This is a genomic window from Streptomyces erythrochromogenes, from assembly GCF_040684695.1.
Taxonomy (GTDB): Bacteria; Actinomycetota; Actinomycetes; order Streptomycetales; family Streptomycetaceae; genus Streptomyces; species Streptomyces erythrochromogenes_C.
Genome location: NZ_JBFBGM010000026.1, coordinates 95,749 through 116,544, shown reverse-complemented (window position 1 = coordinate 116,544; position 20,796 = coordinate 95,749). Strand labels below are relative to the sequence as shown.

The window sequence follows — 20,796 nt, the reverse complement described above, 5'->3', positions numbered from 1 at the left end:
GCAGGCGGTCAGCGTCAGTGCGGCGGCGAGCAGGACAGCGGCCGCTGCGGAGCGTCGGTACATCGGGCGGCTCCGGCGCGCCGCCCCCACCCCTTTTCTTCACGCCTGAGAGGAGGCACGAGTGCTGGAGACCGGTGTCCGGCAGGTCCGGGTGGCGATGGCCATGGTGTTCGGCCGGAAGCTCAACGTACGGGCCGTGGAGCGGCTGGTCGCCGACGCCCTCGCCACGCTGGAGGAGTTCGGCTCGCTCGGTGACGACGTCGACGAACTGGCCGACGGACCCTTCGCCGACCCGGACGAGCGGCGCGACCTGCAGAACCGCGCGCTCCAGCGGACCGTGCGCAGACTCGCCGAGCGATCGCCCTTCTACCGGGAGCGCCTCGCCGGCATCGACCTCGCCGGGCTGACCACCGAGACGCTCACCCGGATCCCGGTGACCCGCAAGGCCGACCTCATCGAGCGCCCCGCCGACTTCCTGTGCAGCACCCCCTACCTCGCGACCCAGACGACCGGCACCACCGGCCGCCCCGTGCAGATGTGGCTCTCCCGCTACGAGATGGAGCTCTGGCCCGCCCTGATCGCCCTGTCCGTGGTGCTGCGCGGCGACATCCGCCCCGGCGACCGGATGCAGATCAACCTCAGCTCCCGGGCGACGGCCGCCGTGCAGGAGGACGTCGAGGTCTGCCGACTGGTCGGCGCCTCCTGCCACGTCGTCGGCCAGGTCCCGCCCGAGGAGTCCGTCGAGCACCTGCTCGGCGGCAACGGCACCCGCCCCACCCTGCTCACGGGCAATCCCAGCTATCTGGCCCGGATGCTCACCGCGGCCCGCCGGCGCGGATACGGACCGGACGACTTCGGCCTCCGGTCCATCTACGCGGGCGGCGAGATCGTCTCGCCGGCCTTCGTGGCGGCCCTGCGCGAGACCTTCGGCGCCGAGACCGTCGGCGACAACTTCGGCATGACCGAGCTGCTGCCGGTCGGCGGCCGCACCTGCAGCCGCCGCCACCTCCACATCGACCCCAACATGGGCTATACCGAGGTGCTCGACCCGGACACGGGCGAACCCGTCGCCCCCGGACAGCTCGGGGAACTGACCGTCACGCCGTACTACCCCTACCGGGAGTGCATGCCGGTGCTGCGGTACAACACCGGCGACGTGGTGCGCACCCTGGAGGGCGAACCGGACTGCGAACTGGCCGCCGTACCCGCCGTGTCGCAGATCCTCGGCAAGGCGGGCACCCTGCTGCGCACCGCCGGCGGGGTCGTGACGCCGCGCGACGTCGTCGAGGCCCTGGACGGCACCCCGGGCATGCCGTGGCCGCTGCGCCACCGGGCCTCGGCCGGGGCCGACGGCCGCCTGCACGTCGAGGTCGCCTCGCGGACGGCGACCGCGGCCGAGGTGACCGGGCGGCTGCTGGCCCGCGGCATCGACGCGCGCGTCACCGTCCTGCCGCTGGACGACGAGGACGCCGCACGCCGCTTCCCCCTCCGTTGCGACCTGTTGGAGCACACCTTCACCCGGAGCCACGCATGACGGTCTTCTTCCAGCTCGCGGTCACCGCGGCCCTCGCGCTCGCGGTCGTCGCCGGCACCATCGCGTACTTCCGCGCCGTCCGCACCGCGAGGCCGCCCGTCGGCGTCTTCAACGGCCGGGACATCTTCCTGATGATGGGCTTCGTCCTCGCGCTGCCGTACGTCTACCTCGCGCTGCCCGGCGTCGTCCTCCCGTGCGTGCTCGCCCTGGTCTTCGCCGGCGGGCTGTCCGTCGGCTACCAGCCCCTGATCGCGGGCGGCCGGCTGCGCTGGGCACTGATCACCGTGCTGATCGCGAGCGTGCTCGTCACGCACCTGGCCTTCGGCGAGACCGCGCCGCCGTACTGGGTGGCGAACAGCTGCGTCGTCGGCCTGGTCGTCGTCTCCGCCACGAACCTCAACGTCCAGGGCGGCATGCGGCTGAAGAACGTGGCGTGGTTCCTGCTCGCCCTGGCCGCCTACGACGCCTTCTTCGCCTGGGTCGTCCCGCTGACCCAGGAGCTCGCCGACGCCGTCCAGGGCTACCCGTACGCACCGGCCGCGGGCCTGCGCATCGGCGAGGACCTCGGCGCCGTCGTCGGCATGGGCGACCTGCTGGCCTACGCCCTGTTCACCACCACCGCCTACAAGGCGTACGGGAAGCCGGGGCTGCGGACCGGGATCGCCCTGGTGGTGCTCTTCGGGGCGGTGGCGCCCGTGGCCGCCCTGCACCTGATCGCGGCGGCCACCGGCGACGCCCCCGGGATCATCCCCGCCCAGGTGTTCTTCGGTCCGGCTGCCTTCGCCGGCTACCAGGTCCTGCGCCGCCGCGGCCCGGAGCGCCGGATGGCGGACATCGTCTTCCGCCGGGACCGTGCGGCCGTGTCCGCCCCGGCCCCGGTACGTGCCGAGGCCCGCCCGGTGGCCTGAGCGGAGGCGGCCCGGCGGCTATCCGCGCCAGATCTTCTCGTACGCCTGCTCGTAGCCCCGGGGGTCCCAGGACGTGGCCCCGCCGCTGTTCTCGGCCGTGACGACGTGCACCGGGGCGACGTAGCCGCTGGCCGGCCGGCCGGCGAAGGCGCGGTTGAACTCGTCCACGATCTGCCAGCCCTGCTGGGTGAGCGGCTCCGGAACGGTGGCGGCCTGGTACTGCCTGCTGTTGATGCGCTGGAAGGCGGACGGATCGCCGTCGCCGGCACCGATGTTGGCCGGCGGCCCGCCACCGGGCCTTCCGGCGGCCCGCAGGGCCGGGGCGGCATCGGCGAAGTAGAGGTCGTTGATGGCGACCGAGTGGGTCCACTTCCTGCCGAAGCGGGACAGGAGGGAGGAGACCTCCTGCGGGGTGCGCCGGCTCGCGTCCGGGATCGGGATGTTCTCGTAGGCCAGGAGTTCCACGCCGGGGCAGGCGGCGAGCCGCTGCTTGATCAGGTCGGCCTTCGTCCGGGCGAAGGGGATCGAGTCGTCGGTGAAGAGGACGACGCCGGCCCGGCCGTCGGACCGGGCGATGACCCAGTCGGCGCTGATCCCGGCCACGTCCTGCACCTTGGTGGTGATGTTGGTGAAGAGCGGCGGGTTCGTGCTCGGGCCGGGCGAGTCGACCGCGTGCCAGCCGACGAGCGGGATGCCCGCGGCCTCGGCCCGCGCCACCTGTTGCGAGGTCAGGCGGGGATCGAACCCGCCGATGACGATGCCCGAGGGCTTGAGGGTGACGGCCTGGCTGAGCGCCGCCTGGATCCCGGCGGGGCTGCCCTCCCCGTCGATCACCCGCACCTGCCAGCCGATGGTCCCGGCGGCCTGCCGGAGACCCTGCGCGACTCCCGCGACACCCGGATTGGTCATGGTCTGCGCGACGTAGACGATGTTCTTGCCGGGGACCGCCGCGGGGCCGGTCGTCGGGCCGGTCCACGCGCTGTCGGTGCTCTCGGCCTTCCGCACGTCGGCCCGGGCCCGTTCGAGGACGGCCGGGCAGCCGGCCGCCGACGGCCCGGTGGTGCCGGCCGTGCCGCCGCATCCGGCGACGGCGGCGGCCGCCGCCGCGAGCAGGGCTGCGGCGGCGAGGGCGCTCTTGCGGTGGGGGTACACGGTGCTCCTGACGCTCGGTGCGCTGCGAGGTGGTCTCAGGGGGCGTCCTGCCGCTGGTGCCGGGTCCGCGCGGCCCCTCCGGTCGCGGTGGCACCGGCGCGCAGCCGGCGGCGGGAGGAGTAGCCGGCCAGGCCGACCGCGATGAGCAGGGTGGCGCCGTTGAACAGGGGCGTCGCCCAGAACTGCGCGCCGAGCTGGCCGATCCCGGCGAGTCCCACGGCGAGGACGGTCACGGCGACGAGGGTGCCCAGGGCGTTGGCCCGGCCCGGTTTGATCGCGGTGGAGCCGAGGAGGGCCCCGACGAAGGCCGGCAGCAGGTAGTCCAGGCCGACGCTCGGATTGCCGATCTGCTGCTGTGCCGCCAGGAGGACCCCGGCGAAACCGGTGATCGTGCCCGACGCGGCGAAGGCGACGACGGAGTAACGGTGGGTGGGGATGCCGAGGAGCGCGGCGGCCCGGGGGTTGGAGCCGATGACGTACAGGTACCGGCCGAGCGGCAGCCGTTCCAGCAGCACCCAGAGGACGGCGACGAGGGCGAGCACGTAGTAGGCGGGCAGCGGCAGTCCGAGGAACGTGGAGTCGTACAGGGCGGTGAAGGCGGCCGGGAGGCCGTCGGGGCCCGGCACGATGCGGCTGCCGTCGGTGATCCAGCCGGTGGCCGCGTACATGATGCTCCCGGTGCCCAGCGTCGCGATGAGGGAGTCGATGCGCGCGAACTCGACGATGATCCCGTTCACGACGCCGGCCATCGCCCCGCCGACGACGACCGTCAGGCAGGCCAGCTGCCAGGGCCAGAGCTCGTCGACGATCAGGTGCATCACCATGACGTGCGCCAGCCCCAGGCCGTAGCCGATCGACAGGTCGAAGCGGCCGGCCGCGATCGGGACCGTCACGCCCAGCGCGAGGATGGCGGGGATGGACTGGTTGGACAGGATCGAGGAGACGTTGTCCATCGTCGGGAAGGTGTCCGGCAGGACGAGGGAGAAGACCAGGAAGAGCAGGACCGTGAGGGTCAGCAGGCCGTAGGTGCCGATGAAGTGGGCGCGTCGGCGGGTCACCGGGCCGTGCCGTTTCCGGTGATCGCGGGCAGGGCCGAGGCGGCGCGGGTCAGCTCGGTGACGTTCAGGGTGCCGCCCGCCAGCTCGGCCACCACCGTCCCGCGGCCGAAGACCAGCGCACGGTGGCAGAGGTCGGCGACCTCCTCGAAGTCGGTGGAGACGAGGAGGACGGCCAGGCCGGCCCCGACCGCTTCGTCGAGGATCCGGTGGACCGCCGCCTTGGCCCCGACGTCCACGCCGGCGGTCGGCTCCTCCAGGACCAGCAGGCGCAGGTTCCCCCGCAGCCACCGGCCGACGACCACCTTCTGCTGGTTGCCGCCGGACAGGGTGGCGATGGGCACCTCGCTGTCGCGCGGATGCACCGAGAACCGCTCGATCAGGGCGCGGGCCTCGGAGCGTTCGCGCCGCGGGCCGGTCCAGCGCCACCACGGCACACCGGTGGCCCGCGGGTTGGCCAGGAAGTTCTCCCGGACGGTCAGATCGGCGGCGCAGCCCTCCTCCTGACGGTTGCCGGCGACGAGGCCGACGCCGCGGCGGAGGGCCTCGGCGACCGTGTGCGGCCGGTACGGGCGGCCGTCCAGCAGCGCCCGGCCGCCGACGAGCGGCAGCGCGCCGGCCAGGGCGCGCCCCAGGTGCAGGTGGCCGGCGCCGGTCAGGCCCACCATGCCGAGGATCTCGCCCGCGCGCAGGTCCAGGGTGACGGGCCCGGTGCGGGCGGTCGACACGCCGTCGAGGCCGAGGACGGGCGGGCGGCGGTCCGCGGCCGTGGCGGACGGGGTCCCGTGCCCGGCGGCGGACGCCGGTACGGGCCGGCGGCGGACCGGTTCGTGCCCCACGATGTCGCGCACCAGGCGGTCGGGGGAGTACGGGGCGAGCGGGCCGTGGCTGACCAGGCGCCCGTCGCGCAGGACGGCGAAGGTGTCGGCGACCGCGTACACCTCGTCGAGCCGGTGGCTGACGTAGAGGACGGCGTGCCCGCGGTCGCGCAGGGCGTGCAGGACGTCGAAGAGCCGGGCGCAGTCGGCGGCGGGGAGGGTGGCGGTCGGCTCGTCCAGGACGAACAGCCGGGCCCGTTTCGCCAGCGCGCGGGCGATGGCCACGAGGGACCGCTCGGCGGGGGCGAGGTCGGCGATCCGGGCATCGGCGTCCAGGTGCCCGGCGACGATCCGCAGGGCCTCGTCGCACTGCTCCCGGGTCCGCCGCCACGAGATCAGGCCGCGGCGCAGGGGGTAGCCGGTGCCCAGGGCGACGTTCTCGGCGACCGTCATCCACTCGACGAGGCCGAGGTCCTGGTGGATGAAGGACATGTGGCGCAGGGCGGCCTCGGAGGGGAGGGGGTGTCCGGCGACCGTCACCTCGCCCGCGTCGGGGTGGTGGACCCCGGCGAGCACCTTGATGAGGGTGGACTTGCCGGCCCCGTTGGGCCCGAGGAGGGCCAGGACGCTGCCGCTGTGGAGGTCGAGGCCGACCGAGTCCAGCGCGAGGGTGCCGCCGAACCGCTTCGAGAGACCGCGCATCCGGACGAGGGGTTCTGCGCCGGGGCGCGGGGGCGGGCTCATCGAGGTGACGGGAGTGTCATGCACGGACTTCTCCGGGGCCGCCTGGGGGAGGTCTTGCTGCGTTGCGGCACAGTCAGGATGCTACTTGGCGTTATCGCTCAATGTCCGACATTCCCGGTCATGCCGCGTCCAGGGCGCACTCGGCCCAGATGACCTTGCCGCGGGTGGTGTAGCGGGCGCCCCAGGCCTGGGAGAGCTGCGCCACGAGGAACAGGCCGCGCCCGCCCTCGTCCGTGCTGGCGGCCCGCCGCAGGTGCGGGGCGGTGTTGCTGCCGTCGGCGACCTCGCAGATCAGTGCGCGGTCGTGGTCGTGGATCAGCCGTACCTGGATGGGCTCGCTGCCGTACCGGACCGCGTTGGTGACCAGTTCGCTGAGCATCAGCTCGGCGGCGAAGGCGAGTTCGTCCAGCCCCCAGGCGGCGAGCTGCCGGGTGGCGGCGCCCCGGATGTCGGAGACCAGGGACGGATCCGGCGGCAGGTCCCACGTGGCGATCCGGTCGGCGGGCACGGTACGGGTGCGGGCGACGAGCAGCGCGATGTCGTCGTCGGGGTGTTCGGGCGCCACGGCCTCGATGACGGCCCGGCAGGTGTCCTGCGGCGTGCGGTCCGGTCGGGCGAGCGCGTGGCGCAGCTGGTCGAGCGACACCTCGATGTCGCGGTCGCGGCCCTCGACGAGGCCGTCGGTGTAGAGGACCAGCGTGCTGTGCTCGGGGAGGTGGACCTCGGCGGTCTCGAAGGGCAGTCCGCCCAGGCCCAGGGGCGGCCCGGCGGGCAGATCGGCGAAGGTCACGCTGCCGTCGGGGTGGACCAGTGCGGGCGGGGGGTGGCCGGCGCGGGCCATCGTGCACACCTGCGACGTGGGGTCGTAGACGGCGTACAGGCAGGTGGCGCCCACGATGCCGTCGCTGCCGGTGGCGCTCGCGTCCTCCTCCTCCCGGTCCAGGCGCACCAGGAGGTTGTCCAGGTGGGTGAGCAGCTCGTCCGGTGCCAGTTCCAGCTCGGCGAAGTTGCGTGCGGCGATCCGCAGCCGGCCCATCGTGGCGGCGGCGTGCAGCCCGTGCCCGACGACGTCTCCCACCAGCAGCGCGACGCGGGTGCCGGAGAGGGGGATGACGTCGAACCAGTCGCCGCCCACCCCGGACTCGGCGGGCTGGTAGTGGTGGGCCACCTCCACGGCGCCCTGCTCGGGAAGTCCGCGCGGGAGCAGGCTGCGCTGCAGGGCCAGGGCCAGGGTGTGCTCGCGGGTGTAGCGGCGGGCGTTGTCGATGCAGAGCGCGGCGCGGGCCGCGAGTTCCTGCGCCAGCCGGCTGTCGTCCTCCCCGAAGGGGGCGGGGTCCTGCGCGCGGTAGAAGGTGGCGATGCCGAGCAGCACGCCCCGGGCCAGCAGGGGGACGCAGATCATGGAGTGCACGTCGTGGGCCAGGATGCCCCGGGCGTGTTCGAGTCCCGGCAGCATCCAGGCCGGGGTGGTGTCCTGCAGGTCGGTCTCCAGTACGGCGGGCTCGCCCTCCAGGCAGCGCATGTGGGGGGTGCCCGGGTCCAGCCGCACCTGGTGGCCGACCGGGTAGAAGGGGCAGTCGTCGCGGATGCCGTGCACCACCGTGCGGTGCAGGTCGGCCTGCGGGTCGGCGGACTCCTCGCCGCGCAGCACGGCCCCGGGCAGGTCGACCGTGACGTAGTCGGCCAGGCGCGGCACGGCCGTCTCGGCGAGTTCCCAGGCGGTGCGGCTCACGTCCAGGGTGGTGCCGATCCGGGTGCTGGCCTCGGCCAGCAGCTCCAGCCGGCGGCGCGCGGCGACGGCGTACTTGCCCACCTCGGGCTCGCCCACCAGCACCAGGCCCCGGACCGTGCCGGGGGCGCCGCCCGCCGCGTCGCGCGGGGAGCCGCCGCCCGGTGCGGACGCTTCGGCAGCCCCTGACGCTTCCGCCCGGCCGGCGGCCGCGCGGCCCGCGGCCGGGGTTTCGGCGAGGTGCCAGGGCAGCGATTCGGCGCGTTCCGTCGCGGCGAGGGCCAGGGCGCCGAGGGCGGAGGCGGTGGGCTTCGAGGCGGCGAGGTGGTGCGCGGGCGGGGAGTCGGCGGTGAGCACGGCCTCGACGACGACGCCCTCCACGCCGGAGAGGCTCGTGACCGGGCTGCTCAGGAGGGTGACCCCCCGGCCGTGGGACAGCGACACCTCGACCGCGGCCCGCTGCGGATTGCAGATGAGCTCGGTGGCCTTCGCCTTGAGGACCATCTGGTCCTGCAGGTCGAGCCCCCCGTCGGTGAGGTCGTCCAGTCCGATCAGCCGGCCGTCGGCCGCCTCGGCGGAGGCCTCCCCGGCATGGGCGCGGAGCCGGGCGTCGAGGTAGGTCCGCAGCAGGGCCCGCTCGCGCGCCGAGCTCTGCTCCATGAGCCGCCGCTCGATGGACTCCGCCGCCCGGCGGACCAGGACGGGCAGGACCGGGTCCTCGTAGCTGCGCGGATAACCGAAGCAGAGGACGCCGACGACGTGGCCGCTGAACGGGTCGCGGATCGGGGTCGCGGAGCAGGCGTTGGACTGGGACCGCTCCGCGAAGTGCTCGGCGCCGTAGACCTGGCACAGCCGCCTCTCGGCGAGCGCGAGGCCGATGCCGTTCGTGCCCGCGTAGCGCTCGGCGAAGACGAATCCGGGGACGCTCTGAATGGGTGCCAGCCGGCCGGCCAGGGCGGGCTCCCCGAACCGGCGCTGGAGGACCGTGCCGTTCCCGTCGGCGAGGGAGATGTTCATCTGGCTGCCCGAGAACCTGCTCTGCAGCTGGTCGAGCACGGGTACGGCCGCCCGGACGAGCCGGCTGTCGGGGTCGAAGTCGTCCGTGTAGGGGAGGTCCGTCTGCTCCGGCGAGAGCCCCAGCATCCGGCTGCGCCGCCACGAGTTCAGGATGGGGCCGCGGACGCTGCCCTCGACCGACTCGCCCAGCAGGAATCGCTCACGGGAGCGTACGGGGCTGATCTGGCCTCCCGTGACCCCCATCTGCACCACTTCCCCTTGCCGAGCCACCTGCCGCACCGGGATGTCCGCACCGCGCGAGTGCTTTTCGAGTATATTCCTCCGCTTTTAAAGCAATATGTACGGATGGTTCGTTCTTGCAGTGTTGACCCTTGCCCGCGGGACCGCGACCTCACAGGACGGCGACCGGGTTGACCGGCGAGCCCGTTCCGCCGGGCACCCTGAGGGGCGAGACGACGATCATGAATTCATGCCGCCCCGCGTCGGCGCAGGCGGCGGAGAGCGCCTCCAGGTCCAGGTTGTCCAGCAGCGGAACCCCCATGCCGGCGACGGCCAGCGCGTGGACGGGGGAGTGCACGCCCTCGACCGGTGAAGGGCGTACGTCGCTGTCCCCGTCACCGCCGAGCAGTGCGATCGCCCGTTCGGCCAGCAGCGGCACGGCATCGACGTGGAAGCCCGCGCACGCCGCGTCCGCGTCCCAGGGGCCGAGCTCCCGCCGCCTGCGGAAACGGCCGGTGCGCAGCAGCACCGCGCAGCCCTCGTCGATCGTCACCCCGAGCGCCCGCTCGGCGGCGAGGACGTCCCCCGCGCGGACCGCGTGGCCGGGTTCCAGCCAGTCCGTCCCGAGGACGGCCGGCAGGTCGAGGAGCACGCCCCTGGTGACGAGGGGGCCGAGGGCCTCCACCGAGCCGAAGCGGGCGCCCCCCGCGTCGACGGACTCCCGCGCCGGGCGGCCGTCGTAGAGCAGGCCCCGGTAGGCGACGTGGGACAGCGCGTCGAGGTGGCTCACGGCCTTGCCGTGGTAGTCGGCGGCGATGAAGTCCTTGTGGGTGGCGGGCTCCGGGGCCTCCACGTCACCGAGGTCGGACATGTAGTGCAGGGCCGGCCTGCCGTTGTCCGGCCCGGCGCGGGTGTTCCACGGCAGGCCCAGCTGCACCGTCGTACCGGACCGGACCAGGGCGGCGGCCCGCCGTACGTGGTCCCCGGTGACGCGGTTCCAGGCGCCGCGGCCGGCCTCGGACCAGCTGCCCCAGGTGCGGACCCCGGCGAAGACGGAGTCGAACTCGGCGCGCGACACCGCGGGCCCGCCGTCCGCGGGACCGCCGCTCACCGGCTGCTCACCTGCCGCCCGCCCGTTGCCCACCCGTCGCTCCTCGGCCGCCCATGCTCTCCCGCTCTCCGTGTCCCGCCGGGTCGCCCCGTGTGCGTACGCAGCCCCGTGTGCGTACGCAAGGACATGCCCGCCGGGCCGCCGCGTCACGCCGGGGGCGCCGCAAGGTCGGCCGTACGGAGGTGCGGTCGGCGGCGGACGGCGGCGAGTGGCGGTGACGAGCCCCGACGGCGCAGGCTGTAAGCATGCGGGTGCCCATCCGCCCTCCTCCCGGACCGGGAAACGGCGGCCACCACCAGGTCCTCTTCGTCATCGCGAAGTGCGTGCCCTTCGCGATCGCGCTCCTGGTGCTGGCCATCGAGTTCACCCCCGCACACGTCCTGTACACCGGGCCCCTCCTGGTCGCCACGCCGGCGCTGGCCGCGGTGACGATGGGCCCCGCGGGCACCCTCGCCGCGGCCGGCCTGGCCGCGGCCGTCAGCGTGGCCACGGCCACGTACAACCAGGCGTGGGGGAGCCAGCAGGTCTACAGCAACTTCCTCGCCCTCTTCCTGGTGTCGCTGGCCAGCGTGATGACCAGCCGCATGGCCCGCGCCCGCAGCGCGAGCGAGCTGAGCCAGGTCCGGCGGATCGCCTCGGCCGCCCAGAAGGTCCTGCTGCGGCCCGTCCCGGAGCGGCTGGGCCCGCTGCGGGCGGCCAGCCTCTACGTGGCGGCCGAGAAGGGCGCGCAGATCGGCGGGGACCTCTACGAGGCCGTGGAGACCCGGTACGGGATCCGGATGATCGTGGGGGACGTCCGGGGCAAGGGCCTGCCCGCCGTACGCACCGCCGCGGCCGTACTGGGCGCCTTCCGCGAGGCCGTGTACTACGAGGACGACCTGGTGGACGTCATCCGGCACTGCGAGGCGGCCATGCGCCGGGACGCCGCCGTGCCGGGCGCGGTCGACGAGGAGGCGCTCGTGGAGGGCTTCGTCACCGCGGTGGTGGCCCAGGTGCCCGACGGGCACGTGGTCGAAGTGGTCAACCGCGGCCACCCGCCGCCCCTGCTGCTGCGCGGTGGCAAGGTCGAGGCCCTGATGCCCAGCAGTCCGCTGCCGCCGCTCGGCCTGGGCGAGTTCATCGCCGGTCCGCCCGGAACCCGGGACAGCTTCGCCTTCCTGCCCGGCGACCGCCTGCTGCTGCACACCGACGGCGTCAACGAGGCCCGTGACCGCGGCAACGCGTTCTTCGCCCTGCCGGAGGCCATGGAGGCGATGCCCGACCGGGGGCCCGGGGAGTTCCTGGACCGGCTGTGCCAGGCCCTGGTCCGGCACACCGAGGACCGGCTGGGGGACGACGTGGCGATGATCCTCGTCGACCGGCTCGACGAGGCGGGAGGACCGTCCCGGTGACCCGCGTGCAGTGGCTCCTGGTGCGCGGCGAACGCGGCAACCCCGCGACGCGCCTGGACGACCGGCGCCCGGACGGTGCGACCTGGTCCTGGGGCAACGAGGCCCGGCCACTGGTCCACGGCGCCCCGTACTTCGCCGAGCTGCTGGCGGCCGTCGAGGCGATGCGCGCGGGCGACCTGCTCCTGTTCACCGACTGGCGCGGAGACCCCGACGAACGGCTCGACGGGCCCGGCAGCGAGATCGGCACGGTCCTGTGCCGGGCCGCCGAACGCGGCGTCGTGGTCAAGGGCCTGCTGTGGCGATCCCACCTGGACGGCCTCCACTTCAGCCAGGAGGAGAACCTCCGCTTCGGCAAGGAGATCGCCCGGGCCGGCGGTGAGTGCCTGCTCGACATGCGCGTCCGGCCCGGCGGCTCCCACCACCAGAAGCTGGTGGTGCTGCGCCACCCGGGCCGCCCCGAGCGGGACGTCGCCTACGTCGGCGGCATCGACCTCTGCCACAACCGCAACGACGACGCCCGCCACCGCGGCGACCGCCAGTCGCTGCCCCTGGCCGCCGCCTACGGGCCGCACCCGCCCTGGCACGACGTCCAGCTCGCCCTGCGCGGACCGGTCGTCGGCGATGTCGAGGCCGTCTTCCGCGAACGCTGGGAGGACCCGGCGCCGCTCAGCCGCAGCCCCCTCACGCGCCTGCGCGAGCTGGCGCACCGCGAGGACGTCAGCGCGGACCCGCTGCCGCCGCAGACGCCCGACCCGGCCCCCTGCGGCAGCCACACCGTCCAGCTGCTGCGGACCTACCCGAACCGGCTGCTGCTCGGCTACCCCTTCGCCCCCGACGGCGAGCGCAGCATCGCCCGCGGCTACCTCAAGGCGCTGCGCCGGGCCGGAGCGCTGATCTACCTGGAGGACCAGTACCTGTGGTCGCCCCGTGTGGTGGCCGGCTTCGCCGAGGCCCTGCGCCGGCGTCCGGAGCTGCGGATGATCGGTGTCGTCCCCACCTTCCCGGACCAGGACGGGGCGCTCACCCTGCCGATGAACCTGATCGGGCGGCTCCACGCCCTGGCCGAGCTGCGCCGGGCCGGCGGCGACCGGGTCGCCGTGTACGGCCTGGAGAACCACGCCGGAACCCCCGTCTACGTCCATGCCAAGGTGTGCGTGATCGACGACGTGTGGGCCTCCGTCGGGTCCGACAACATCAACCTCCGCTCCTGGACGCACGACTCCGAACTCGGCTGCGCCGTCCACGACGAGAGCCCGGACCCGCGCGCCCCGCGCGACCCGGGAGGCCTGGGGGACGGCGCCCGCGTCTTCGCCCGCGAGCTGCGCCTGGAGCTCATGCGCGAGCACCTGGACCTCGCGGATCCCGCGTCGGACGCGGACGCGGAGCGGGCGCTGTGCGACCCCGTGGAGGCCTTCGAGGCCTTCCGCGACGCCGCCGCGGCGCTCGACGCCTGGCACGAGGGCGGCCGCCGGGGCGCGCGCCCGCCCGGGCGGCTGCGCCGCTACGCCCCTCCGGACCTGCCCGCCCGGCAGCGGCTGCCGGCCCGGCTGCTGCACCGGGTCCTGGTCGACCCCGACGGCCGCCCGATGGGACTCAGGATCCGCAGGAGGTTCTGAGCAGGGCCGCGTACCGGGCTGAACCGCCTCGAACCGGGGCAGCACCCCCGCGGGCGGGTACCCCTTAAGCGGCCAATAGGTAGTGGGGTTAGCATATGAGCGCCGCCTAGCTCGAAAGATAAAGCCTGTGACTGTCAACGAGGACTCGTTCACCAACTGGAACCACCGCGAGGAGATCGCGGAGGCGATGATCCCGATCATCGGGAAGCTGCACCGGGAGCGGGACGTCAACATCCTGCTCCACAGCCGCTCCCTGGTGAACAAATCGGTGGTCAGCATCCTCAAGACCCACCGCTTCGCCCGGCAGATCGACGGCGAGGAGCTGTCGGTCACCGAGACCATGCCGTTCCTGCAGGCGCTGACCGGGCTCGACCTCGGTCCCTCGCAGATCGACCTCGGCATGCTCGCCGCCACCTACAAGGCCGACGACCACGGCCTGTCGGTCGAGGAGTTCACCGCCCAGGCCGTCGCCGGCGCCACGGGCGAGAACAAGCTGGAGCGCAGCGAGGGCCGCGACGTCGTCCTGTACGGCTTCGGCCGCATCGGCCGCCTGGTCGCCCGCCTGCTCATCGAGAAGGCCGGTTCCGGCAAGGGCCTGCGCCTGCGCGCCATCGTCGTGCGCGGCGGCGGCGAGCAGGACCTGGTCAAGCGCGCCTCGCTGCTGCGCCGCGACTCGATCCACGGCCAGTTCCAGGGCACGATCACCGTGGACGAGGCCAACAGCACCATCGTCGCCAACGGCAACGCGATCAAGGTGATCTACGCCAACGACCCCTCCGAGGTCGACTACACGGCGTACGGCATCAAGGACGCCATCCTCATCGACAACACGGGCAAGTGGCGCGACCGCGAGGGCCTGTCCAAGCACCTGCGCCCCGGCATCGACAAGGTCGTCCTGACCGCCCCGGGCAAGGGCGACGTCCCGAACATCGTGCACGGCGTCAACCACGACACCGTCAAGCCGGACGAGCGGATCCTGTCCTGCGCGTCCTGCACCACCAACGCGATCGTCCCGCCGCTGAAGGCCATGGACGACGAGTACGGTGTCCTGCGCGGCCACGTCGAGACCGTCCACTCGTTCACGAACGACCAGAACCTGCTGGACAACTACCACAAGGCCGACCGCCGCGGCCGCTCCGCGCCGCTCAACATGGTCATCACCGAGACCGGTGCCGCCTCCGCCGTCGCGAAGGCGCTGCCCGACCTCAAGGCGCCCATCACCGGCAGCTCGATCCGCGTCCCCGTCCCGGACGTCTCGATCGCCATCCTCAGCCTGCGCCTGGGCCGTGAGACCACCCGCGAGGAGGTCCTCGACCACCTGCGCGACGTCTCGCTGAACTCGCCGCTGAAGCGCCAGATCGACTTCACCACGGCTCCCGACGCCGTCTCCATGGACTTCGTCGGCTCGCGCCACGCGTCCATCGTCGACGCCGGTGCCACCAAGGTCGACGGCGACAACGCGATCCTCTACCTCTGGTACGACAACGAGTTCGGCTACTCGTGCCAGGTCATCCGCGTGGTCCAGCACGTCTCCGGCGTGGAGTACCCGACCTACCCGGCCCCGGCGGTCTGATCCCGCCCGGTTCCTGTCCGACACCGCCGCCCCGCCCCGCTGCCCAAGCGCCGCGGGGCGGCGGTGTTCGTACCCCGGGACGCCCCCGGGACGCCCCCCGGGATGCGCCCCCAGCCAGCCCGCGGGCCCGCGCTCACGCGCCCGCGCGCACCGGCCGCCGCAGCAGGTAGACCGCCGCCGCCCCGACCAGGGCGGCCATGCACGCGATGAACACGAGCCCCGCGCCCTCCAGGCCGATCGGCCCCACCAGCAGCCCGACGCCGATCACGGGTACGGAGATGCCCGCGTAGGCCACGACGAACAGCGTCGAGACCACCGCCGCGCGCCGGTCCGGCGGCGAGGCCCCGGCCACCGCCGACAGCGCCCCGCGGAACGCCAGCCCCTGCCCGACCCCGCCGACCAGCGCGCTCGCCACCACCAGCGCCAGCAGGTCCCACACCAGGGCGCCCGCGAGCAGCGCCAGCCCGGCCAGCAGCCCCGCGCAGCCCAGCGGCAGCGACCGCCCCACCCCGACCCGGCCGACCGCCAGCTGCCCGGCGGTCGAGGCGAAGAAGGCGAGCGCGACGACCAGCCCGCTCACGGCCCGGTTGTGCACGTCGAGGGACTCCGAGAGGAAGGCCGGACTGACCGAGGTGAACACCCCGAACAGCGCGAACCCCACGAACGCGGCGATCGCCGCGGGCCCGAACACCGACCGCACCTGAGGGGGTACGCCGGGCCGCTGCGGCCGTACGGTGCTCAGCGGCCGCCGCTCCCGCACCGTCTCGTCCAGCCCCAGCACGACGGCGGCCGAGACGGCCACCAGGAACAGGTGGACGACGAACGGCAGGTACAGCGGCCACGGGGCGTACTGCGCGAGCACACCGGCGAGCAGGGGGCCGCAGCCCAGCCCGCCCATGTTGGCGGCCGTCGCCACGAAGGTGGCCCGCGAGGCCCCGCCGGGCGGCGCCAGTTCCATCACGTAGACCGTCGCGGCCCCGGTGAACAGGCCGGCGGACAGCCCCGACAGCAGCCGCCCCGCGTACAGCCAGCCCATCGCGGTGGCGCACAGGAAGCAGACGGCACTGGCCGCGGAGAAGCCCAGGCCGGCCAGGAGCACCGGCCGCCGGCCGACGGCGTCCGAGGTGTTGCCCGCCAGCAGCAGCACGCCGATGACCCCGAAGGCGTACACGGCGTACACGACGGTCACCACCAGCTCGGAGAACCCGAACTTCTCCTGGTACAGACCGTAGAGCGGGGTCGGCAGCGTGGTGCCGGCCATGCACACGGCGAACACCGCCCCGCTGAGCAAGCACTGGCGCCACCCTCGGCGATCACCGTCCATGCCGCCGACGGTAACCCGGGCTCAGCGGCCCCGCAGGGCGGATCAGGGGCGGCCCGCGTGGAGTTCCAGCGGGCCGGCGCCGCCGGCCCGGGCCGCGAGGCACGCGGTGATCTGCCGTCGCAGGGCGCCCTTGACCAGCGCGGGGAGCTCCTCGGCGGGGACGGTGCGCCATTGGAGCAGCTCGGTCGGGTCCAGCCGGATCCGGGCGAGGGCCGCAGCGTCGAGGACACCGCCGTCGTAGAGGAAGCGGATGAGGGCCGGACGGCCGGGCTTGTGCGACCAGTTCACGGCGAGCAGCCGGCCCGGGGCCAGGTCCAGGCCCAGCTCCTCCTGGACCTCCCGCCGGGCGGCGGCGCGCGGGATCTCACCGAGGTCGCTGTCGATGCCGCCGCCCGGCAGGTTCCAGCGGTCGGTGCGGCCGTACGCGGGCTGCACCAGCAGGATCCGGCCGTCGGCATCGGTGAACAGCACGCTCGCCGCGGTCAGCGCCTTCGGCCGGCTGGCCCGGTGGCTGGCGGCGTCGAGGACACCCGCGTGTTCCAGGGCCGCGCGCCGGGCCGGATCCAGGCCGGCCGGCGAACCGGGCTGCGGGACGCTGTCGACCAGGTGGGCGAAGGAGCCGGTGTGCAGGGCGGCCAGCCCGGCGCGCAGCCGCGCCGCGACACGGGCGGGCAGGACCGCGCAGGCCTCCTCCGGCCGCAGCCAGCGTGCCGCCGTGACCTCCCCGTCGGTGCCCGAGAGCGCCGCGACCTCCTGCGGCGAGAGGGGTCCGACGAGGTGGACGTGCACGATCAGGGAGCGGCCGAGCGGGCCGGCCGGCCGGGAGTCCACCGCCAGCAGCCGGCCGACCGGCACGTGGAGGCCCAGCTCCTCCCGCAGCTCGCGGGCCAGCCCCTGCTCGGGCGTCTCGGTGTCCTCGACCGTGCCGCCCGGCAGCTCCCGACCGGTCTCGCGGGAGGTGTCCGGTACGAGGACCCGCCCGCGGGTGTCCAGGACGATCCCGGTGGCGGCCACCAGCGGCGCCGGCCGGGCGGCGCGGTGGGCGTCCACCGCGTCGGGGGAGGGGCGGTCGGGCACGGCGGGCTCCTGCGGCTCGGGTCTTCGGCAGGAGCACTATGCCGGGCCCGCGGCCCGCGCCCCCCGCCGACATGCGGGGGCCTCGGGCGGCCGGCGGAACCACCCCCGCAGCCCGTGCGGTCCCGGCCCCGGCCCCGGCTGGAGGCCCCCGCCCCGGCCCGGGCCGGCCTCCCGGGCGTGCGTGCGGCCGTGCGCGGGCGCGGCCTCCGGCCGACGGTGCTCCGGCCCCTGCGTGCCCGCGGCCCGTGGCCGTGCGGAAGTCCGTCGGCCGGCCCCGGCGGGGCCTACGCGCGGGCCAGGAGGAGGCCGCCCATCGTGACCATGGTCGCCGCGACCAGCCCGTCCATGACGCGCCAGGCCGAGGGGCGGGCCAGCAGGCCGCTCAGCAGCCGGGCCCCGTAGCCCAGGCTGGTGAACCAGGTCAGGCTGGCCAGGCCCGCGCCGATGCCGAAGGCCCAGCGCAGGTCGCCGCGGTCCGCGGCCAGCGAGCCGAGGAGCAGCACGGTGTCCAGGTAGACGTGCGGGTTGAGCCAGGTCATGGCCAGGCAGGTCAGGACGGCCCGGCGGGCGGATCCGGAGGCGGCTCCCTCCGTGGTGAGCGCCGCGCCGGGGGTCGGCCGCAGCACCCGGCGCGCGGCGAGGACCCCGTAGCAGACGAGGAAGGCGCCCCCGGCCAGTCCCACGACGGTCAGCGCGGCCGGCCAGGCGATGACGAAGGCCCCGACGCCGGCGACGCCGAGGGCGATGAGGAGCGCGTCCGAGAGCGCGCAGATGGCGACCACGGCGAGGACCGCGTGGCGGCGCGCGCCCTGACGCAGGACGAAGGCGTTCTGCGCGCCGAGGGCCACGATGAGGGAGAGTCCGGTGCCGAAGCCGGCCAGGGCCGCGGTGATGGTGCCGTGTGTCATGGCTCCGACCGTAGGCAGCCTGCTGCTTTCAGTACAGCTAAAGATTTTTACGTACCATTAGCGCTCGTGATGGACGAGCTTCCCCTGGACCAGGTGCGCACGCTGCTCGCCGTGGTGGACGAGGGCACCTTCGACGCGGCGGCCGCCGCCCTGCACGTGACGCCCTCGGCGGTCAGCCAGCGGGTCAAGGCCCTGGAGCAGCGCACCGGGCGGGTGCTGCTGATGCGGACGAAGCCGGTGCGGGCCACGGAGTCCGGGGAGGTGGTGGTCCGCTTCGCCCGGCAGCTCGCCCGGCTGGAGCGGGACGCGCGCGCCGAGCTGGGCATGGCCGACGGCCGGGGCCCGGTGCGGCTGCCCATCGCGGTGAACGCGGACTCGCTCGCGACCTGGTTCCTGCCCGCGCTGACACGGGTCCCGCAGGACCCGCCGGTCTGCATCGAGCTGCGCCGCGAGGACGAGGCGCACACGACGGCGCTGCTGCGCGAGGGACAGGTGATGGCCGCCGTGACCTCCTCCCCGGACCCGGTGGCCGGGTGCAGCGTACGGATGCTGGGCCTGGCCCGGTACCTGCCCACGGCGAGCCCGGCGTTCGCCGCCCGGTACCTGACGGGCCCGCCGGAAGAGGACCTGCGGACGGCCCCGACGATCGTCTTCGACCGCAAGGACGACCTCCAGGACCTCTTCGTCCGGTCGCTGACCGGGGACCCGGCGGCCGGCGCGGGGCGGGTCCGGCACCACGTCCCGACCTCGGAGGGCTTCCGCGACGCGGTCGTCGCCGGGCTGGGGTGGGGGCTGGTGCCCGAACAGCAGGCGGGCCCGCTGGTGCGCGCGGGGGAGCTGGTGCTGGTGGTACCCCGGCGGCCGATGGACGTACCGCTGTACTGGCAGCAGTGGAAGCTGGACTCGCCGGCCCTGTCGACGGTGGCGGAGGTGGTCGCGGCGGCGGCCGCCGAGGCACTGCGCAGCCCTCCGGCGTGAACGCCGGGCCACCGCATAGGCTTGCCGACCATGGAGTCCTACACGATCGGCCAGGCGGCCCGGCTGCTCGGCGTCAGCGTCGACACGGCCCGCCGCTGGGCGGACGCCGAACGTTTCCCCACCCGCCGCGAGGGCACGCGCAGGATGGTGGACGGGCCGGACCTGGCCGCGTTCTGTGTCGAAGCCGCACAGGAGGGTGCCGAGGGTGAGGAGACCGCGTACACCTCGGTGCGCAACGCCTTCCCGGGCATCGTCACCGGGGTGAAGCTCGGCACGGTCGACGCGCAGGTGGAGATCCAGGCGGGCCCGCACCGCATCGTGTCGCTGCTGACGCGGGAGGCGGTGGAGGAACTCGGTCTGGAGGTGGGTGCGCGGGCCACGGCCCGCGTGAAGTCGACCAGCGTGTTCATCGACCGGGTCTGAACTGCCGCCCGGGGAGGCGGTGGGCACCGGCCGGGCGGTGAGCCCGGACGGGGGCCGCCCGGCGGCGATGGCAGACTGGCCGCTGATCCGCCGAAGGGGAGTCACACCGTTGTCCATGTTCAGCAACCTGCGCCGGGCCGTGCGCCGCGGCTACCGGCGGGCCGTCGACCTCAGTCACCCCGCCCGCTCCCCGCTCGGCAGCTCGGTGGTCAACTGCCTGGTCTACCGGGACGGCGTGCGGCAGGAGGACTGCGCGGAGGTCGAGGAGGCACTGCGGCGGGTCCGCAAGACGGGTGACGGCTTCGTCTGGATCGGCCTGCACGAGCCGGCGCAGGAGGAGCTCGCCGGGCTCGCGGAGTTGTTCGGCCTGCACCCGCTCGCCGTCGAGGACGCCGTGCACGCGCACCAGCGGCCCAAGGTGGAGCGCTACGGCGACACGCTGTTCTCCGTCTTCAAGACCGTGCGCTACGTGGAGCACGAGGAGCTGACCGCGACCAGCGAGGTGGTGGAGACCGGCGAGCTCATGGCCTTCACCGGCACGGACTTCGTCATCACCATCCGGCACGGCGGCCGCGGCACCCTCGGGCCGGTGCGCGAGGAGCTGGAAGCCGCCCCGGACCAGCTGCTGCGGGGGCCCGCGGCGGTCCTGCACGCGATGGCCGACCACGTGGTCGACGACTACGTGGCCGTCACGGACGCCGTCCAGAACGACATCGACGCCGTGGAGACCGCGGTGTTCAGCGAGAACGGCGGCCGCGGCGACGCCGGCCGGATCTACCAGCTCAAGCGCGAACTCCTGGAGCTGCGGAGGGCGGTGGCCCCGCTGAGCCGGCCGCTCCAGCAGCTGGCCACGCAGCCGATACCGGTCATCCCGCCGGAGATCCGCGCCTACTTCCGGGACGTGGCCGACCACGTGACCCGGGCCACCGAGCAGATCGGCGCCTACGACAACCTCCTGGACTCCATCCTCCAGGCCCACCTCGCGCAGGTGACGGTCGCCCAGAACGAGGACATGCGCAAGATCACGGCGTGGGCGGCGATCGTGGCCGTCCCCACCATGGTCTGCGGCGTCTACGGCATGAACTTCGACCACATGCCGGAGCTCCACTGGACGTACGGCTACCCCCTCGTCCTCGGCGTCATGGCCCTCGCCTGCTTCGTCATCCACCGCGGCTTCCGCCGCAACGGCTGGCTCTGACACCGGGGCCGCACGCGGCCC

The 20,796-nt window shown here is 74.2% G+C and carries 16 protein-coding genes; 8 read left to right on the top strand and 8 right to left on the bottom strand.

The features are described 5' to 3' along the window. The first annotated feature begins 121 nt into the window (after positions 1–121). Together AB0O53_RS30385 and AB0O53_RS30380 are read left to right on the top strand one after the other, a co-directional pair. A complete protein-coding gene (locus AB0O53_RS30385; protein WP_365199927.1) occupies positions 122–1,534 on the top strand; it encodes a phenylacetate--CoA ligase family protein in 1,413 nt (470 codons plus the stop codon). Beyond that, a complete protein-coding gene (locus tag AB0O53_RS30380) occupies positions 1,531–2,442 on the top strand; it encodes a hypothetical protein (RefSeq protein ID WP_350991561.1) in 912 nt (303 codons plus the stop codon). The genes AB0O53_RS30385 and AB0O53_RS30380 overlap by 4 nt, the downstream gene beginning before the upstream one ends. A gap of 18 nt (positions 2,443–2,460) precedes the next feature. Here the strand turns inward: AB0O53_RS30380 and AB0O53_RS30375 are convergent, their stop codons facing one another. The 5 genes from AB0O53_RS30375 to AB0O53_RS30355 all read right to left on the bottom strand — a co-directional run bounded on the left by AB0O53_RS30375 (position 2,461) and on the right by AB0O53_RS30355 (position 10,320). Then, entirely contained in the window at positions 2,461–3,594 is a 1,134-nt protein-coding gene (locus AB0O53_RS30375; RefSeq protein WP_403137063.1) for a substrate-binding domain-containing protein, read from the bottom strand. A gap of 35 nt (positions 3,595–3,629) precedes the next feature. Further along, positions 3,630–4,652: an ABC transporter permease gene (locus tag AB0O53_RS30370; RefSeq protein ID WP_350991563.1), complete on the bottom strand. Its 1,023-nt coding sequence runs from the start codon at positions 4,650–4,652 to the stop codon at positions 3,630–3,632. Beyond that, positions 4,649–6,235, bottom strand: a complete 1,587-nt coding sequence (locus tag AB0O53_RS30365) for a sugar ABC transporter ATP-binding protein (RefSeq protein WP_403137062.1) — start codon at positions 6,233–6,235, stop codon at positions 4,649–4,651. Before AB0O53_RS30365 ends, AB0O53_RS30370 begins: the two co-directional genes overlap by 4 nt. A gap of 94 nt (positions 6,236–6,329) precedes the next feature. Beyond that, the gene (locus tag AB0O53_RS30360) at positions 6,330–9,200 is read right to left on the bottom strand and encodes a SpoIIE family protein phosphatase (protein WP_365199924.1); all 2,871 of its coding nucleotides are present in this window, start codon (positions 9,198–9,200) and stop codon (positions 6,330–6,332) included. 148 nt (positions 9,201–9,348) lie between these two features. After that, the gene (locus AB0O53_RS30355) at positions 9,349–10,320 is read right to left on the bottom strand and encodes a cyclase family protein (RefSeq protein WP_365199921.1); all 972 of its coding nucleotides are present in this window, start codon (positions 10,318–10,320) and stop codon (positions 9,349–9,351) included. 212 nt (positions 10,321–10,532) lie between these two features. Between AB0O53_RS30355 and AB0O53_RS30350 the strand changes: the two genes are divergently transcribed. From AB0O53_RS30350 to AB0O53_RS30340, 3 genes are all read left to right on the top strand, one after another. Next, positions 10,533–11,678, top strand: a complete 1,146-nt coding sequence (locus tag AB0O53_RS30350) for a PP2C family protein-serine/threonine phosphatase (protein WP_350991569.1) — start codon at positions 10,533–10,535, stop codon at positions 11,676–11,678. After that, positions 11,675–13,294: a phospholipase D family protein gene (locus AB0O53_RS30345; RefSeq protein WP_350991570.1), complete on the top strand. Its 1,620-nt coding sequence runs from the start codon at positions 11,675–11,677 to the stop codon at positions 13,292–13,294. The genes AB0O53_RS30350 and AB0O53_RS30345 overlap by 4 nt, the downstream gene beginning before the upstream one ends. Positions 13,295–13,421: 127 nt before the next feature. Further along, positions 13,422–14,867, top strand: coding sequence for a glyceraldehyde-3-phosphate dehydrogenase (locus AB0O53_RS30340; protein ID WP_350991571.1), 1,446 nt, complete (start codon positions 13,422–13,424; stop codon positions 14,865–14,867). Between the two features lie 133 nt (positions 14,868–15,000). Here the strand turns inward: AB0O53_RS30340 and AB0O53_RS30335 are convergent, their stop codons facing one another. From AB0O53_RS30335 to AB0O53_RS30325, 3 genes are all read right to left on the bottom strand, one after another. Then, on the bottom strand, positions 15,001–16,191 hold the full coding sequence (locus tag AB0O53_RS30335) for an MFS transporter (protein WP_365199918.1): 1,191 nt from the start codon (positions 16,189–16,191) through the stop codon (positions 15,001–15,003). 42 nt (positions 16,192–16,233) lie between these two features. Next, a complete protein-coding gene (locus tag AB0O53_RS30330) occupies positions 16,234–17,268 on the bottom strand; it encodes an NUDIX domain-containing protein (RefSeq protein WP_365199915.1) in 1,035 nt (344 codons plus the stop codon). Between the two features lie 284 nt (positions 17,269–17,552). Further along, the gene (locus AB0O53_RS30325; RefSeq protein WP_365199912.1) at positions 17,553–18,176 is read right to left on the bottom strand and encodes a LysE/ArgO family amino acid transporter; all 624 of its coding nucleotides are present in this window, start codon (positions 18,174–18,176) and stop codon (positions 17,553–17,555) included. 69 nt (positions 18,177–18,245) lie between these two features. On the opposite strand from AB0O53_RS30325, the gene AB0O53_RS30320 reads away from it, so the two are divergent. The 3 genes from AB0O53_RS30320 to corA all read left to right on the top strand — a co-directional run bounded on the left by AB0O53_RS30320 (position 18,246) and on the right by corA (position 20,775). Continuing rightward, positions 18,246–19,154: a LysR family transcriptional regulator ArgP gene (locus tag AB0O53_RS30320; RefSeq protein ID WP_365199935.1), complete on the top strand. Its 909-nt coding sequence runs from the start codon at positions 18,246–18,248 to the stop codon at positions 19,152–19,154. 30 nt (positions 19,155–19,184) lie between these two features. Next, positions 19,185–19,577: a TOBE domain-containing protein gene (locus tag AB0O53_RS30315; RefSeq protein WP_350991580.1), complete on the top strand. Its 393-nt coding sequence runs from the start codon at positions 19,185–19,187 to the stop codon at positions 19,575–19,577. 115 nt (positions 19,578–19,692) lie between these two features. Beyond that, a complete protein-coding gene (corA, locus tag AB0O53_RS30310; protein ID WP_350991582.1) occupies positions 19,693–20,775 on the top strand; it encodes a magnesium/cobalt transporter CorA in 1,083 nt (360 codons plus the stop codon). Positions 20,776–20,796: the final 21 nt, after the last annotated feature.

Coding starts and splice junctions, on each gene's coding strand:
- AB0O53_RS30380 (WP_350991561.1), top strand. CDS start 1,531: ATGACGGTCTTCTTCCAGCTCGCGGTCACCGCGGCCCTCGCGCTCGCG.
- AB0O53_RS30360 (WP_365199924.1), bottom strand. CDS start 9,200: ATGGGGGTCACGGGAGGCCAGATCAGCCCCGTACGCTCCCGTGAGCGA.
- AB0O53_RS30350 (WP_350991569.1), top strand. CDS start 10,533: ATGCGGGTGCCCATCCGCCCTCCTCCCGGACCGGGAAACGGCGGCCAC.
- AB0O53_RS30335 (WP_365199918.1), bottom strand. CDS start 16,191: ATGGACGGTGATCGCCGAGGGTGGCGCCAGTGCTTGCTCAGCGGGGCG.
- AB0O53_RS30325 (WP_365199912.1), bottom strand. CDS start 18,176: ATGACACACGGCACCATCACCGCGGCCCTGGCCGGCTTCGGCACCGGA.
- AB0O53_RS30320 (WP_365199935.1), top strand. CDS start 18,246: ATGGACGAGCTTCCCCTGGACCAGGTGCGCACGCTGCTCGCCGTGGTG.
- AB0O53_RS30315 (WP_350991580.1), top strand. CDS start 19,185: ATGGAGTCCTACACGATCGGCCAGGCGGCCCGGCTGCTCGGCGTCAGC.
- corA (WP_350991582.1), top strand. CDS start 19,693: ATGTTCAGCAACCTGCGCCGGGCCGTGCGCCGCGGCTACCGGCGGGCC.